The sequence below is a fragment of the Ruminococcus flavefaciens genome, assembly GCF_900143025.1.
Classification (GTDB): domain Bacteria; phylum Bacillota; class Clostridia; order Oscillospirales; family Ruminococcaceae; genus Ruminococcus; species Ruminococcus flavefaciens_I.
In genome coordinates this window covers 15,682-30,944 of the sequence record NZ_FRCT01000020.1, presented here as the reverse complement: position 1 = coordinate 30,944, position 15,263 = coordinate 15,682, and the positions used below count along the sequence as shown (strand labels likewise).

At 43.5% G+C, this 15,263-nt stretch carries 13 protein-coding genes and 1 tRNA gene; 3 read left to right on the top strand and 11 right to left on the bottom strand.

The window, feature by feature from the left end:
* Window positions 1-31: 31 nt before the first annotated feature.
* Window positions 32-1,681 carry an ABC transporter substrate-binding protein gene (locus tag BUB28_RS14945; RefSeq protein ID WP_242940007.1) on the top strand — a complete coding sequence of 550 codons (1,650 nt, stop codon included), beginning with the start codon at window positions 32-34 and terminating at the stop codon, window positions 1,679-1,681.
* 52 nt (window positions 1,682-1,733) lie between these two features.
* Here BUB28_RS14945 and BUB28_RS14940 read toward each other — a convergent pair whose 3' ends face one another.
* From BUB28_RS14940 to BUB28_RS14890, 11 genes are all read right to left on the bottom strand, one after another.
* Window positions 1,734-2,987, bottom strand: coding sequence for a bifunctional folylpolyglutamate synthase/dihydrofolate synthase (locus BUB28_RS14940; protein ID WP_072952334.1), 1,254 nt, complete (start codon window positions 2,985-2,987; stop codon window positions 1,734-1,736).
* Between the two features lie 10 nt (window positions 2,988-2,997).
* Complete coding sequence (locus BUB28_RS14935; protein ID WP_072952333.1) at window positions 2,998-3,924, bottom strand: DUF4268 domain-containing protein; 927 nt, start codon at window positions 3,922-3,924, stop codon at window positions 2,998-3,000.
* Entirely contained in the window at window positions 3,921-4,262 is a 342-nt protein-coding gene (locus BUB28_RS14930) for a DUF6508 domain-containing protein (protein ID WP_072952332.1), read from the bottom strand. The genes BUB28_RS14935 and BUB28_RS14930 overlap by 4 nt, the downstream gene beginning before the upstream one ends.
* Window positions 4,263-4,333: 71 nt before the next feature.
* Window positions 4,334-5,077 (bottom strand): SDR family NAD(P)-dependent oxidoreductase, encoded by a 744-nt coding sequence (locus BUB28_RS14925; RefSeq protein ID WP_072952331.1) that lies wholly within the window; start codon window positions 5,075-5,077, stop codon window positions 4,334-4,336.
* Window positions 5,078-5,139: 62 nt separating this feature from the next.
* Window positions 5,140-5,442 carry a Dabb family protein gene (locus tag BUB28_RS14920; protein WP_072952330.1) on the bottom strand — a complete coding sequence of 101 codons (303 nt, stop codon included), beginning with the start codon at window positions 5,440-5,442 and terminating at the stop codon, window positions 5,140-5,142.
* A 27-nt stretch (window positions 5,443-5,469) separates the two neighbouring features.
* Window positions 5,470-5,979 (bottom strand): GNAT family N-acetyltransferase, encoded by a 510-nt coding sequence (locus BUB28_RS14915; RefSeq protein WP_072952329.1) that lies wholly within the window; start codon window positions 5,977-5,979, stop codon window positions 5,470-5,472.
* Window positions 5,960-6,616: a hypothetical protein gene (locus BUB28_RS17310; RefSeq protein WP_207647118.1), complete on the bottom strand. Its 657-nt coding sequence runs from the start codon at window positions 6,614-6,616 to the stop codon at window positions 5,960-5,962. The genes BUB28_RS14915 and BUB28_RS17310 overlap by 20 nt, the downstream gene beginning before the upstream one ends.
* 386 nt (window positions 6,617-7,002) lie before the next feature.
* Window positions 7,003-7,776, bottom strand: a complete 774-nt coding sequence (locus BUB28_RS17160; protein ID WP_207647117.1) for a hypothetical protein — start codon at window positions 7,774-7,776, stop codon at window positions 7,003-7,005.
* 211 nt (window positions 7,777-7,987) lie between these two features.
* Window positions 7,988-8,869 carry a hypothetical protein gene (locus BUB28_RS14900; RefSeq protein WP_072952326.1) on the bottom strand — a complete coding sequence of 294 codons (882 nt, stop codon included), beginning with the start codon at window positions 8,867-8,869 and terminating at the stop codon, window positions 7,988-7,990.
* A 2-nt stretch (window positions 8,870-8,871) separates the two neighbouring features.
* Complete coding sequence (gene pyk, locus BUB28_RS14895) at window positions 8,872-10,299, bottom strand: pyruvate kinase (RefSeq protein WP_072952325.1); 1,428 nt, start codon at window positions 10,297-10,299, stop codon at window positions 8,872-8,874.
* A gap of 29 nt (window positions 10,300-10,328) precedes the next feature.
* On the bottom strand, window positions 10,329-12,689 hold the full coding sequence (locus tag BUB28_RS14890) for an ATP-dependent helicase (RefSeq protein WP_072952324.1): 2,361 nt from the start codon (window positions 12,687-12,689) through the stop codon (window positions 10,329-10,331).
* A gap of 411 nt (window positions 12,690-13,100) precedes the next feature.
* Between BUB28_RS14890 and BUB28_RS14885 the strand changes: the two genes are divergently transcribed.
* Together BUB28_RS14885 and BUB28_RS14880 are read left to right on the top strand one after the other, a co-directional pair.
* Window positions 13,101-14,735, top strand: a complete 1,635-nt coding sequence (locus tag BUB28_RS14885; protein WP_072952323.1) for a vWA domain-containing protein — start codon at window positions 13,101-13,103, stop codon at window positions 14,733-14,735.
* A 201-nt stretch (window positions 14,736-14,936) separates the two neighbouring features.
* A tRNA-Gln gene (locus tag BUB28_RS14880) sits at window positions 14,937-15,012 on the top strand.
* Window positions 15,013-15,263: the final 251 nt, after the last annotated feature.

Sequence of the window (15,263 nt, the reverse complement as noted above, 5' to 3'; positions counted from 1 at the left end):
AATTCCGAATTTGAAAAGAATGGAGATAAATGTGAGAAAGAGAAAGATATTGAGCATCGCAGCTTGTGCGGTGATCTGCGCTGCAAGCCTTTCGGGCTGCGGCAGCGGCAATAAAAAGGGCGACGGCTCGGGACATATGTACAGGGCGGCTTTGCCGTATAACCCAAAGAGCCTTGACCCTCAGTACGCTACAGACCCTTCCTCCGCTACTGTCATTAAAAACCTCTACAGCGGACTTGTGATGAAGGACGAAAAGGGCGGTATATCCTGCTGTAATGCCAAGGATTACAGCGTTTCAGCAGACGGCTGCGTTTATACCTTCCACCTGCGCGAGGACAATTACTGGTTCTTTGACGAGAACAACGACGATATCATAGACGATGACGAGTATTTTCCTGTTACTGCAAAGGACTATGTTTTCGCCCTCAGAAGAATACTCGATCCCGATATGCATTCGCCTTTTGCAAACGAATTCATGTGCCTGAAGGACAGCAGGCTTGCCCGCGATAATGCTCATTCTATGGAAGCTCTGGGCGTTGTGGCAAAGGACGATTATACACTGGAGATATCCCTTGAATATCCCTGTGCAGAGTTCCTCAGCCTTCTTGCTACACCTGCGGCATATCCCTGCAATGAGGAGTTTTTCCTCTCCACAAAGGGACGCTACGGTCTGGACGACAGGTCGGTAATGTCAAACGGTCCGTTCTATGTCCGTCAGTGGTACTTTGATCCTTACGGAAGTGCAAATATACTTTATATGCGTAAAAATGAAGTGAACGAGAACGAGGTCTATGACATTTATCCTTCCTTCGTAAGCTTCTCGATCGAAAAAAACGAGTCAGCCGTTAAGCAGTGCTTCAAGGACGATACTGCGGAGTGCTTCTCGTCTTTGAAGGTGGGAGGCTATAACCCGAAAAAGTACAATATATCAGGATATAAGGCTATTACTCTCGGACTTGTCTTCAATCCCGCAGATAAGCTTTATTCAAACGAAAATCTACGCAGGGCTGTTGCTCTTGCTGCTGACAGAGAAGCCCTTAAAGGTGAGACAAGCAGCGATATACAGCCGGCTTACGGCATAATTCCGCCTGCTGTTGACATAGTGGGAAGAAGCTACCGCGAGCTTTCATCGGAAAAGCAGTTCGATATATACGACACCAGGGCGGCGGCTGATGCACTTGCCAGAGCGAAGGAGGAACTGAAGGTAAAATCGGTGGAAAGTGTAAAGATAATCGTGGATTCCAGCACTGTTGACTCACGTTATCTTCATGTGCTGTCTCAGCACTGGCAGGACAGTCTCGGCATTTATATAGGCATCGAGGACCTTACATCGAAGGAATTCAATGAGAGGATAGAGAGCGGCAACTACAGCATCGCCCTTTACCCTGTCAAGGGTGACTTCAACAGCGGTCTTGCTGTGCTGGATAAGTTCAGGAACGAGGAGTGCCTCAAAAAAGCGGCAGGTGAGGGCTTCAACACGGAAAATGTGCTGAAAAGCTCCTCTGTAACAGAGCTTGTAAACAACTATACAGCCTATGAAAAAGCTCTGCTGGAAAGATTCGGTTTTGTGCCGCTGTTCTATAAGAGCTCCTATCTGGTGGCAAAAGAGGATAACGAGGACATCATCTATGATCCGTTCACAGGCTCAATAGATTACAGGATAGCAAAGAATTACAGTTAAAAATAACCCGTGAAAGGTCGGCAATGACTTTTCACGGGTTTTTGTTTGGATTTTATTTGTTCTCATTGAGGTACTGGCTTGCAAGATAAAGAGAGCCGCATATAACAGCAATTCCGTTATTTTCAAGTGCAAGAGCTTTTGCCTTTTCTGCGCACTCCTCAAGTGTACCTGCTTCTGCTTCAGTGCGAAAGCTTGCTATGTCAGCGATAGTCTCGGACGGTACTGCGTTTGGCGCAAAGCCGTCAACTGCAAAGAGCTTGTCGGAAAGCGAGGATATTTTCTTCACACACTCGATATAGTCCTTGGAGTTAACCATGCCCATGACAGTGTATATCTTTTTTCCGCGTGTGCTGAGGTACATGAGCATCAGAGAAAGCATTGCAACGCCTGACGGATTATGTCCGCCGTCCACGATAACAGGTGGCTCACCGTCTATATACTGCACACGGGCACGTACCTGCGTCGTTTCCACAGACTTTATTATTGATCTGTCGCTTACCTCAAAGCCCTTGCTCCTGAGATATATGCAGGCAGTTATGGCAGTCTGGGCGTTGTATTTCTGGTGTATGCCAGCCATTGCAGGTGTGAGCTTTATTCCGCGGTAAAGGAAAGGAGAAAAGAGTCCGCCGTCAGCGTCGGGAGGACAGGGCTCGCAGGGGATAAGCTCCGCACCGACCTTTTCGGCTGTATTGCGTACTATTTCGCGTACACTGTCAGGATTGTCCTCGGAAAGTATCACAGCAGAGCCGCTTTTTATAATTCCAGCCTTGTGGACTGCTATTTCCTCAACTGTCTCGCCAAGAAGTGCGGTATGGTCGAGAGATATGGAGGTGATGACCGAAAGAAGCGGCGGCGGGATAACATTTGTACAGTCAAGAAGTCCGCCTATGCCCGTTTCAAGGACTACGATATCGCATTTCTCTCGTTCATACCATAGCAGAGCTATAGCCATTGTTATCTCAAACTGTGAGTAAGCCATATCGCCAACTCGCTCTTTTACGAACTGCGCGATATCACAGAGCGACTCCTCATCTATCTCGTCATCGTTTATGCGTATCCTGTCGTTGTATCTCAGGATAAATGGCGAGGTGAATTTACCTGTTTTATAGCCCGAAAACTGTAAGGCGTTTGCGATATATTCAAGGGTGGAGCCCTTGCCGTTGGTGCCTGCTATGTGTACGAATTTAAGCCGCTTCTGCGGATCTCCTATACGCTCCATAAGATCGCTTGCGCGGGACAGATCGGTTATCCTTCCGCCTGATTTGGTGTAGGAATTTATGAAGCTCATACATTCTTCGATGTTCATGGTGTCTCCTTTATTTCAGCCTTTTTTTGAAAACTTCGCGCATTTTTACCGCTTTATCAATGGCTTCTTCGATAAGCGCATCATAGTTGCTGTGATCGTCGAAATTCAAGCCTTTGATTTTATAAAGAATTCTGCTCGCCTTTGATTTTTCCAGCCTTAACCATTCCATTTCAAAGCCAAGTTGATTTTCAATTTCCTTACGTTCTTCAAACAGTTTGTCAAATAAAGCTTTGTTATCAAAAATATATAATTCCACGCTTATATACGAATCTTTGTTTATCAGCGCAATACTTATTTTAACTCCGCTTGTGCCAACAGACACATCATACCAATGAGCAGAACCTGCCTTATGGATGTTAAATGGTTTTCCTCGGGCAATCACATGATCGTTGAACTGAGTCCAGAATTCAAGCCTTTCAGACTGGCTTTTATTCAGTGTATCAGTTGATTTCTGGCTCTTTGATTCCTTGATAAAATCATTTGGCTGTTCAACTATCTGAAACATGGGCGCATAGTCGGAATCACCAATTTGGTACGCATGAAGCTCTATCAAAAAGAAATTGATATCTTGAACTGTGTTATTATTCAGCCATTCAATAGCACTTCTGTGTTCGTCCCTTGCCTCTTTTACTATCCAAACAATGACTTTAGCGTCTAAGCCAGAAGCATAAGTAATGATTTTCCCCAAGTGGTCGTGGTTTGAGTTTTCAAGCTGATTTTCGATAATAACTTTAATGCCTGTCGTTTCGTCAACCGCCACGATATCACACCTGTATGCTCCCACATACGCTTCTGTGTTTATATCAACAAGAGTCAAGCCCAGTTTTTCATTTAGCAGTTCAATGTTTTCATCTTCGGCGAGCCAAGCCGAGAAATCATACTGCTCATGTTTCCATAATTTTCTGATATCAACTTCTTGTAATCTGCTTATTTTCATTTTTTCTCCTTTAATGCTGAGCACTTATTATCTTTACCTTTTAATAATAATATCATTCGCTCCAATACATCAGTTACCATGCCCGAATCATATCTTTCTCTAAACTTACCATTTATAAAATGGTCTTCTCTAAAAATCAATGTCATCAGACAACAACACATATGATAATCAGCATTTGGAAGTCTTTTTATTTCTTTATCCACATTTTGCTCGACATATTCTGTATAGTTATATACATTGTCGTCCATTTCATCAAAAAGCTTACAATAATGTTCTAACCTCGGAGTTTTTGAATCTATAAGAGCTTGAATCTTTTTGATTTTCTCATCATTTGTCATATCATATCCCCCCTTATGTCAAAAGTCATAGATATTGCACGGGCGCACACTGTGCGCCCCTACATTCTTAATCAATATACGCCTGCCTGCTTTTCAGCCTTGGCAACGGCGTTCTCAAGGCTCATGCCTGTGAATTCCTGAGCTGAGAATATGCGTCCGTTCTTCTTGTCGTCCACAAAAGCTCCCACAAGTATTCCGGGAAGTGCGCTTTCGGGAGAGTTAGGTGCTTTTGGACCGCCGAGGTCTGTTCTGCACCAGCCCGGGTCTGTAAGGCTGAGAGTAACATCTGTGCCCTCATAGTTCTTGCCGAGGTCGCGTGTTACCTTGTTGAGAGCAGCTTTTGCTGCGGAATAGCCTGCCTGCTCGGGTTCGAGGTCGATACCGCTTGTGGTATTTACGATACGTCCGAAGCCTCTTTCCTTCATCTGAGGAAGGAAGTGGTAGCATATCATCATAGGTGCTGTGGTATTGATCCTGAAGCTTATGTCATAGTCTGAAGCGGGGGTGGTAAGGTATTCAGTTCTGTATGCTATCTGAAGACCTGCATTATTGAGAATTATGTCCAGCTTTGTGCCTTTTTCGTCTATTTTTCTGCACATTGCCTCTACCTGATCCATGTCCGATAACTCTGCTGTCACAATGTAAGCGTCAACGCCAAGTGCTTTTACTTCATCGAGGACTTTCTTACAGTGCTCTTCAGTCCTGCTGTGAAGTACGAGGTTACAGCCAAGCTTAGCCATATATATAGCTGCAAGATATCCGAGACCTCTGCTGGCACCTGTTATAAGTGCCCATCTGCCTTTTACGTTTACCATGTTTTCTACCTCCGTTTACATATATATACAATTCTCACGCCCTATGGACGTGAGAAAAGTTATCAGTATTCGTAGTCGATGCATGCCCTGTCGGTCTTTACGCTGCCGATGAATTTGCCGAATTCAAGGTGAGCAGGGTGTACCTGATATGCGTTCAGGTCAGCGATGCTGTCAAAGTCGCAGAGGAGAGAGATAGTGTAGTTGCTCTCGGGAGCTTCCTTTGAGTTGATGACAACCTCGCCCTTTCTGAGCTCCTTCACATTGGCGATGACGTTGTCGAAACGCTTCTGTGCTTCAACAGCGTTTTCGTACTCGCTTCTGCCGTCAGCTTCCTTTAATTTGAACATAACGATGTGTTTTATCATTGTATTTTCTTCCTTTCATAGAAGTTATCAGTGCTTCTGAAGCACAAATTTTTTGGATTTGAATGTCTTTAAGCCGTCATAGCTCTTGTACTCGCCGTACTCCTTGAACACAAGTTCGCACTTTTCGATAACGTGTGCAGACGCGGCATTTTCAGCGGCACATTCAGCCTTTAGCTGTACATCACCGAACTGCTTGCGCACATGGTCTATCATAGCCTTTGAAGCTTCTGTTGCGTAGCCCATGCCCCAGCAGTCATAGCGGAAATTGTAGCCGAACTCCCAATAGCCGTCATCGTGGAGCCTTATGCCGCCCGAGCCTATGAGCTTGTTGTCGCTTCTGCGCACAAAGCCGAACTCGAAGGCTGTATCTGTTGATTTCACAGTCCTGAGCCATTCCTTTGTGGTCTCGATACTACGGTGAGTGGAGTATATCATATATTTCGTAACTCTTTCATCGCTCGTCCACTCAAAGGCGGCTTCTGCATCATCAAGAGTCAGAGGGCGGAGTATAAGACGCTCAGTCGTCAGAGTTATCATCTTTCTCGTCCTCGTATGTATATTCTTCGTCCTCATATTCATAATCGTCATACTCGAACTCATCATCCCCGTCTTCATCAGACTCGTCGTTGTTCTTGAAAAGTACGGAGTCAAGCTTTTTGATGATGCCGCCGTTCTCTGCATTTTCCTCATGCTCCACCTCCATTTTTCTTTCAAAGAGCATGAGCGGCATAAGCAGAGTAACAATGATCGTTATAAATGCAACGCACCTGTAATAGTTTTCTCCTCTGAGGTCTATTGCAGGATCTGTACCAAAGAAGAAATTATACATATTCTCTTTTGCAGGGTCGGCTATCTTATTTAGCAGAAATTTGAAGAAATATGGTGACAGGGGAGTGATAAGTATAGCGGTTTCGCCAAGTATGCCCTTTTTGCTGCTTTTCTCTGTGTAGCCCTGCATAAAGCTTGGGAGCAGGATAGCAATTACAGAAACTGAAGCGTATTTGGTAACAGTTTGTAGAAAAAGACTGACACCAACAGCAATGAAGGTGTATATGAGCAGACTTTTTCTTGATTTCCATACGATCTTCCTGTTGATAGTAAGGTATGCAACAGCAATACATATCAACTCGAGAATAGTTGCCAGAACACAGCATTGTATTACGTTTGTTTCCAAATACTTGCGCAAATAAGAAAAATCGTCTATGAAATATCCCAAAACTATAATGGTACCACTTGAAGATATCACACCAGCGGCAGCAGTTATAACAAAAGGGATTTTCAGCCAGAGCCTATTGTATTTCCTTATTATAATCATTAAGCCTATAACAGCAGGGAAGAGCATACTGATAAATGTTAATACTAATATCCATGAATTTTCAAAGCTTAACAGTTCTTTTACATAATCCCATGAGAATTCATTATATACCAATACGTAAGTTTTAAAATATTTTATGAATGCATCTATAGAAAGATAAGCAAATATAAAACCTGCTATAATTTCAAATATACGGTTGCGCTTTTCTACTGTTATTTTAGACATTATTATTTATGCCGCTCCTTTTATTTTTCTTCTTCGTCTTCATCATCGTCGAAGTCTTCCTCATCATACTCGTCTTCATCATACTCGTCCTCATCGTCAGTTTCTTCATCGCTTTCGGACAGCATTACAGTACTTGAACTTTGTTCGGACTCCTCTGTTTCATTTCCGATCTTTTTCTCAAATATAATAAGCGGGATAAGCAGTATCATTACAAGCAGGAGCCACTTTATCACTTCTGAAAACATCGCATAATTTTTTTCAATATCTGTCAGAGCTTTCAGAAAATCCGCATCTTTGTGATATGCTGAGTATTTGAGGTCTATTCGTTTCCTTTCAAGAGATCGTGAGATCTCGGGAAGTGCTACTGTGGCGAGAAGGGCTATATTACCGATAATTCCTCTCATATCCGACTTTTCCGAGCATGAATGTATAAGGCAGGGGAGTATAAAGATGATAATAGGGTTTATCTCAAAGCGCCCTGATAAAATGCCGCTGATTATACAGACAAATATCAACAGGAAGGTGTATGTAAGCAGCTGATGACGTGATTTCCATACTATTTTTCGGTTCATGGTCATAAGAGCTATAACGATACCTGCTGCCATAGCGATAGTCAGTGATATGAACATGAATTTCTCTGTAGTTGAGGAAAAATACGTAAAAATGGAATAGAGGCTGATGCCAAAATACCCTCTGAAGATAAATCCTCCTGTAGAATTGAGAACTGCGCCAAAACCTGTTGCCGCAAACAGTATTTTCATACAAAGTGAATCATATTTTCTGAATATTATCATAAAGCCGCAAACTATAGGGAAAAAGAAACACAATATAGGCGTTATGAGATATTTCAGATATTGGAATCGGGCAAGAATACTGATACCATGAGAGTATACGCTTAATATATCATATACCTCTTTTATCGGGATAATAATCAGCAGCAGTCCGAATATTATTTCAAATATATGATTGCGTTTTTCTACAGTCATAGTGTTTTACCGCCTGTTTTTATTCTTCATCATCATTTATCCTGATATGAAAGTCGTCGGGATCCTTATCAAGCTCATAAGCAGCCTGTTTTTCAATTGCACATTGTCTGTCAAGTACCATCAGAGGTGAAAGTGCAAGAAGAAACATTGATAAATATTTCATTACGTTTGAGAGTGTATCATGCTTATAGCTATATATAAAGCCATCAAGTGAAAAAGGTCCATAAGAAATGATCCTTGTGTCACGTTTTTGTTTGATATCAAAAAACAAAAAAATAAGTGGGATAATGAGCGAAAGTATATATGCTATTTCTCCGACAAGTCCAAGAATGCTTTTATAGCTGATCTCTTTCTGCATGAAGCAGGGGATAAACAGATAAGCAAAACAAATGAAATGAATATCTTTTATAGCGAATGATAAAAGGATGTATAGACCTGCCATGATATAAGTATATTTCAGCAGACTATCACGGGATTGCCATTTGATAGAATTATTTATAGTTAAAAAAGAAACAATAATAGTTATTGTCAATAGTATCGTATAGCCAAAATATGAGAACAGATATAATTTATTAGGGTATATTCCGAGTAGATCCCAGCTTTTCAGGAAGTTTATGCCTCCTGATTTGTAGATAACCAATAAAGCAGGTATAAAGTATACTGCTTTCAGCAATATATTCATTTTATTCCTGAAAAGAATGATGATTCCTATCACAAATCCTGCTGTACACTCTAAAATGATCGTGTAGTAATAGCGAGTATATTCGCTTGGCAGATCTGAAAAATCACCAAAATAATATTTTATATAGTTTATAATAGCATAGATGTCAATTATACTAAATAGTATAAATATGACAGCTGTAATTATTTCAAATATCCTGATTCGTACTTTAGTAATCATTATTATTTACCGCCGATCTTCTCAACCTTCATAAGGTTGGTAGTACCCGATACGCCGAGAGGTACGCCTGCGGTGATAGCCACAAGGTCGCCGTCCTCAACAAGTCTGTGGGACTCGGCAGCTTCAACAGCTGCGGCAAAGAGGTCGTCGGTATTGGTCTTTTCGTCTATAATGAAGGGGATAACGCCCCAGCTCATATTCATCTGTCGGCATACCACTTCACTCATGGTACAGCTTATTATAGGACAGCTCGGACGATACTTTGATATAAGTCGTGCAGTCTGTCCGCCGAGAGATACAGTGATTATAGCTCTTGCGTTCAGGTCGTGTGCAGTTGTAACGGTAGCATGAGCGATAGCCTCAGCCACGGTACCGTTCTGGTCGGCACGGCGTGAAGAGAAACGAGCTTTATAGTTGATATTGTTCTCGGTGGTCTCGGCAATGAGAGCCATAGTCTTTACGGCTTCAACAGGGTAAGCGCCTGCGGCAGTCTCGCCCGAGAGCATGATAGCACTTGTACCGTCGTAGAGAGCGTTTGCAACGTCGGTTATCTCAGCTCGGGTAGGACGGGGATTTGTTATCATGGACTCCAGCATCTGTGTAGCTGTGATGACCTGCTTGCCTGCGTTGTAGCCCTTTTTGATAAGGGATTTCTGTATAGCAGGTATCTGCTCGAAGGGTATCTCTACGCCCATATCTCCGCGGGCTACCATGATGCCGTCAGCGGCTTCAAGTATCTCGTCGATATTCTCAACACCGTCTGTATTTTCGATCTTGGCGATTATCCTTACATCGAACCAGCCGAGGCTCTGTGTGAATTTTCTGAGGTAGTTGATATCTGCGGCAGTGCGCACGAAGCTTGCGGCAATGAAGTCGAAGCCCATTTTCGAGCCGAATTCAAGGTCGTCCATATCTCTTTCGCTGAGGTAAGGCATGGAAAGCTTTACTCCTGGGACATTTATGCCCTTGTTATTGGAAAGAGTACCGCCATGAACAACGCGGCATACTATTTCTGTAGTGGTGACCTTTTCGGCGAGAAGCTCGATAACACCGTCGTTTATGAGTATCCTTGTACCCATGCTCACATCACGGGGGAGCTTCTTGAAGCTTATGCTGCCTATTTTATCAGTGCAGAGAACGTCCTCGGTGGTGAGGGTGTAGGTATCGCCGTCGTGTATCTCAACAGGCTTGTCGTCAACGAATTTGCCAAGACGTATCTCAGGACCTTTTGTGTCCAGCAGAGTAGCGATAGGCAGGTCGAGCTCCTTGCGAAGTCTTTCGATAACGCGGAAACGCTTTTCGTGTGTCTCATAGTCGCCGTGAGAGAAGTTGAAACGTGCAACGTTCATGCCTGCAAGCATAAGCTCGCGCATGATATTCTCGTCGTCGGTTGCAGGACCTATAGTACATACTATCTTTGTCTTTCTCATATTAGATCACCTTATATAAAAGAGATTTATCAAAGCTTTTTAAGCTTTGCGTAGTTAGCCATTAATTTCTTTGTGCCTACCTTGTCGAAGGCTATCTCCAGCATGGAATCGTTAGCCATAGGCTTTACGGAGACTATAACGCCTTCGCCGAATATGCTGTGGGATACCTTTTCGCCTGCGGTATATGTAACAGCTTCCTTTGGAGCTGAGCCTGCGCTCTTTTTGTTCCTTGCGAGCTGCTGCTGGAGAGTAGCCGAACGTACCTCGGTAACGGCATTATCTTCATTTGTGAGCTGCTGCTTCATTGCGGCTGCATTGTCGTGCTTTTCTACAAGCTCGCTGCCTATCTCCTTCATAAAGCGTGAAGTGATGTTGTGCTGAGTCTGACCGAAGAGCATACGCTGTCTTGCGTTTGCAAGGTAAAGACGCTTCTTTGCACGGGTTATAGCCACGTAAGCAAGACGTCTTTCCTCCTCCATGTCGTCCTCGCTGTCAAAGGAGCGTGCGCTTGGGAAGATTCCGTCGTCAAGACCTACCACGAATACGTTTTCGTATTCAAGACCCTTTGCGGAATGAACGGTCATAAGAGTTACCTTGTCATCGCTGCCGTCGTCGCGGTCAGCTTCTGTATAGAGGGCTACTTCCTCGAGGAAGCCGCCGAGAGAAGGCTCCTCTGCCTGTTCCATGTACTGCACCATAGATGTGCGGAGTTCCTGTACGTTCTCTATTTTTACATCTGCATTTTCAAGAGCCTTCAGGCTGTCAAGATAGCCTGTCTTGTCAAGGAGAAGGTCAAGGAATTCATCAAGCGGGAGCTCCTCGGACTTCTCGGTAAGGAATTCAAAAAGTGTATATGCGCTTTTCAGAGCTGTTGTCTTCTTTGAAAGGGGAGCGTACTCCTCGCAGTTCTTCATTACCTCGAACGGAGATATTTTAAGGTCACGGCTGATATCCTCGATGATAGCAAGGGTAGAGTCGCCGATACCGCGCTTTGGCTCGTTTATGATACGTCTGAAACGGAGCATATCATTATGGTTGTTGATAAAGCTGAGGTAAGAAGTAACGTCCTTTATTTCCTTGCGGTCGTAGAATCGCATACCGCCGTAAACGCGGTAGGGGATACCGCACTTTACAAGCATACGCTCGATAGAGTTCGACTGAGCATTCATGCGGTAGAGTACAGCATTGTCGGAATATCTTCCTGTTTCCTTGTATCTTTCAAGTATTGTATCCGCAACGAATTTTGCCTCGTCTGTTTCGTCAACAGCCTTGTACCAGTATACCTTGTCGCCCTTTTCGCCAGATGTCCAGAGAGTCTTGGGCTTACGGCTGGTGTTGTTGCTGATAACTGAGTTAGCCGCATCGAGTATGGTCTGTGTAGAGCGGTAATTCTGCTCAAGGCGTATTACCTTTGCGCCTGTGAACTGCTCCTCAAATCCGAGGATATTCTCGATATTGGCTCCGCGGAACTTGTATATGCTCTGGTCGTCATCACCTACGACGCAGAGGTTTTTGTGTTCGTCCGAAAGGAGAGAAACAAGTCTGAACTGTACATGGTTGGTGTCCTGATACTCGTCCACCATTATGTACTTATAGCGGTTCCTGTACTTTTCAAGCACTTCAGGGAACTGCTCGAAAAGCTCGACTGTGCGCACGAGTATATCGTCAAAGTCGAGAGCGTTTGCGCTTCTCATGCGCTCCTGATATATAGCGTAGAGCTTGGCTATCATCTTCTTGCGGTAGTCCTGACCTGCATCGCTGAGCATATCCGCAGGAGATATCATCTTGTCCTTTGCAAAGCTTATCTCGCTGAGGACAGCCTTAGGAGCAAGCTGCTTCTCGGAAACATCAAGCTCAGCCATAACGTTCTTTATCATTCTCTGGCTGTCGTCAGAGTCATATATAGTGAAGTCTCTGCTGTAGCCGAGGGCTTCTATCTCGCTTCTGAGTATCCTTACGCAGGCAGAATGGAAGGTAGACGCATTGATATTGAGAGCGTCCTCACCCAGCATTGCGGAAAGTCTTTCCTTCAGCTCGCCTGCTGCCTTATTTGTAAAGGTTATGGCAAGGATATTCCAGGGGCGTATGGGGTCAACTGCAACGATATCCCTGAGAGTGTCGAAATCATCAGTCTTTCCCTCTGCATAGTCCTTCAGGAAAGCAATATCACTGTCGCCGCCCTGGCGTTTGGTATCAAAGTATGCGTTTCCGAAATTTATCATATTAGCAATACGATTAACGATAACAGTTGTCTTGCCGCTTCCTGCGCCTGCAAGCACGAGGACAGGACCGTTGACGGTGAATACCGCCTCCTGCTGCATATCGTTCATACGACTGAAGTACTTTTTCAGTGCATTTTGTTTTGCTGAATTGTAAGAATTAATGTCCATAAAAAGATCTCCATTATACGCTGATTTATCTGTTTTAATAGCATATCCCTCTATACTATTAAAATAATAGGGTTCAAGTCCCATGATCTCAAAAAATGATACCTTTATTATATCACATTATTTACCATAAAGCAACATTCGCGGAGAAAGATTTTTGCTTTTCTTATAGTACAGTGTGAAAAAGGCGGTACAGGCTCTGTACAAATGCAAGAAAGCTGTAATATTTTCAATAAATTGTAAGGAAATGAAACTTTATATTAAGGGAATATACTTCAAATCGTTTTTAAAATGGCATTTTTCTGTTGTTGTAAATGACGTATTATTGGGCTATAATTAAAGCATAGAAAAGATACGGCAGAACCGTATTACGAAATAAAATTTGTCCGAAAGGACATTAAAGGAGGAACTTATATGAGTACCAAGCTATTAAGAACTACAGCATTAGCTGCTGCCTGTGCAGTGATGATGACAGCAATGTGCAGCTGCGGAGATGAAAAAGGAGAAATGCGTGCGGATTATGTTCCAAACAGCGGTCACAACAATAATAATGTCATAGTAACTCCTGATTCGGGAAATTATTGTGAGGAAACAAATGACGCAGCAGAATGTGAAACATGGAAGCCTGCGGAGAACGTTTCGCCCGATGAGGATTACAAGGGCTTTATCGAAGCAGGCTTCAAGGATCCTAAAGCCGAGCCTCTCTCAACATTCTCGGTAGATGTGGATACTGCTTCATATTCAAATGTAAGACGTATGCTGGAGGACGGCAATATAGTTCCCGAGGACGCTGTACGCGCAGAGGAATTCATAAATTACTTCGATTATGATTATCCCGACCCCGAGGAGGGAAGAATTTTCGGAGACTATGTTGAGTTAGCGGACTGCCCGTGGAATTCTGCCAACAAGATAATGATGATAGGCATACAGGGCAAGCGTCTTGAGCAGAAGGAGGCTCCACCTTCAAATCTTGTTTTCCTCATTGACTCGTCAGGTTCGATGAGTTCATATAACAAGCTCCCGCTGGTTCAGAATGCATTTTCTATACTTGCTGAACAGCTTGGAGAAAATGACCGCATCTCTATCGTTACATATGCAGGTGATGCTTCTGTACGCTTGAAGGGCGCAAGCGGCAAAAACAAGGACGATATCCTTGAAGCACTTTACGGTATCACTGCATCGGGCGGAACAAACGGTGAGGGCGGCATCAACAAGGCTTACGAGCTTGCTGAGAAATATTTCATCGAGGGTGGCAATAACCGCGTTATCCTCGCTACAGACGGTGATCTGAACATAGGCGCAAGCTCTGAGGACGAGCTTGTAAAGCTTATAAAATCAAAAAGAGATAATGGCATATATCTTTCGGTATTGGGATTTGGTACGGGAAATTACAAGGACGACAGACTTGAGGCAGTTGCAGATAACGGAAACGGCAACTACAGCTACATCGACTCTGTAGATGAGGCATACAGAGTACTTGTTCAGGAAATGGCAGGCACATTATATACTATCGCCAAAGATGTAAAGATACAGGTAGAGTTCAATCCTTCAAGAGTTAAGAGCTACAGGCTCATCGGCTACGATAACAGACTTATGAACGCTGAGGACTTCTACGATACTACAAAGGACGCAGGCGAGGTGGGCGCAGGGCACAGCGTAACTGCACTTTACGAGGTAGAGCTTGCAGAAACAGGTGATACCTACAGAGGAGTTCCTCTTGAATTCAGTTCGGAGCATACAGAGCAGCCTGCTGAGGATAACGGCAGAAAAGAACTCTGCAAGCTTTCGGTTACTTATAAGCCTGTTGATACAGAAAAGGACGTTTACGAAAGCCAGCTTTTCGGAATGGAGAAATATAACGAAAAACCTTCCGAGTCTATAAAGCTCGCTTCAGCGGCAGCAGAATTTGCAATGCTCCTTAAAAATTCAAAGTTTAAAGGAGATTCAAGTTTCGGAGACATCATAAAGATGATCGGAGAGTTGGAGGAAAATGAGAAAGCGGAGGAACTTTCGAAACTTGTATTTATTGCGGACAGGATTTACCGCTGAAACTGAGTCTATATAGAGAGTAGTTCAAAAGAAAGAAGAATGTATTTATATGCGAAGCACAGCTCCCGAGTTCGGTCATTTAAGCTCGGGAGCTGATGCTTTTAATAAAATAAAGTTAAAATATAAAAATATATAATTCCCTATTGACAAATGCTTGAATGGGTGGTATAATAATAAAGCTGAATAAATCAGTACACTTATTGGGGTGTCGCCAAGTGGTAAGGCAGCGGACTCTGACTCCGTTATTTCGAGGGTTCAAATCCTTCCACCCCAACCAGCGCAGGGGTTGCGCATCCAAGTTCGCGTTTCACTTCTTGTGGAACGCGATTTTTATTTCGCGCATTAAGTGATTTATATCACTCTATATTTACAGAAACGCCCCGACGCATCAGCGTCGGGGCTCAATTTATAATGAATAGTGAATAATGAAAAATCAAGAATAAATGCTCTTGGGGCGTTTCTGTATTATTCATTGAAATCGGTGATATGATTAATGGATAAGCAAGATCCTCTTTTAGATAAATCTCT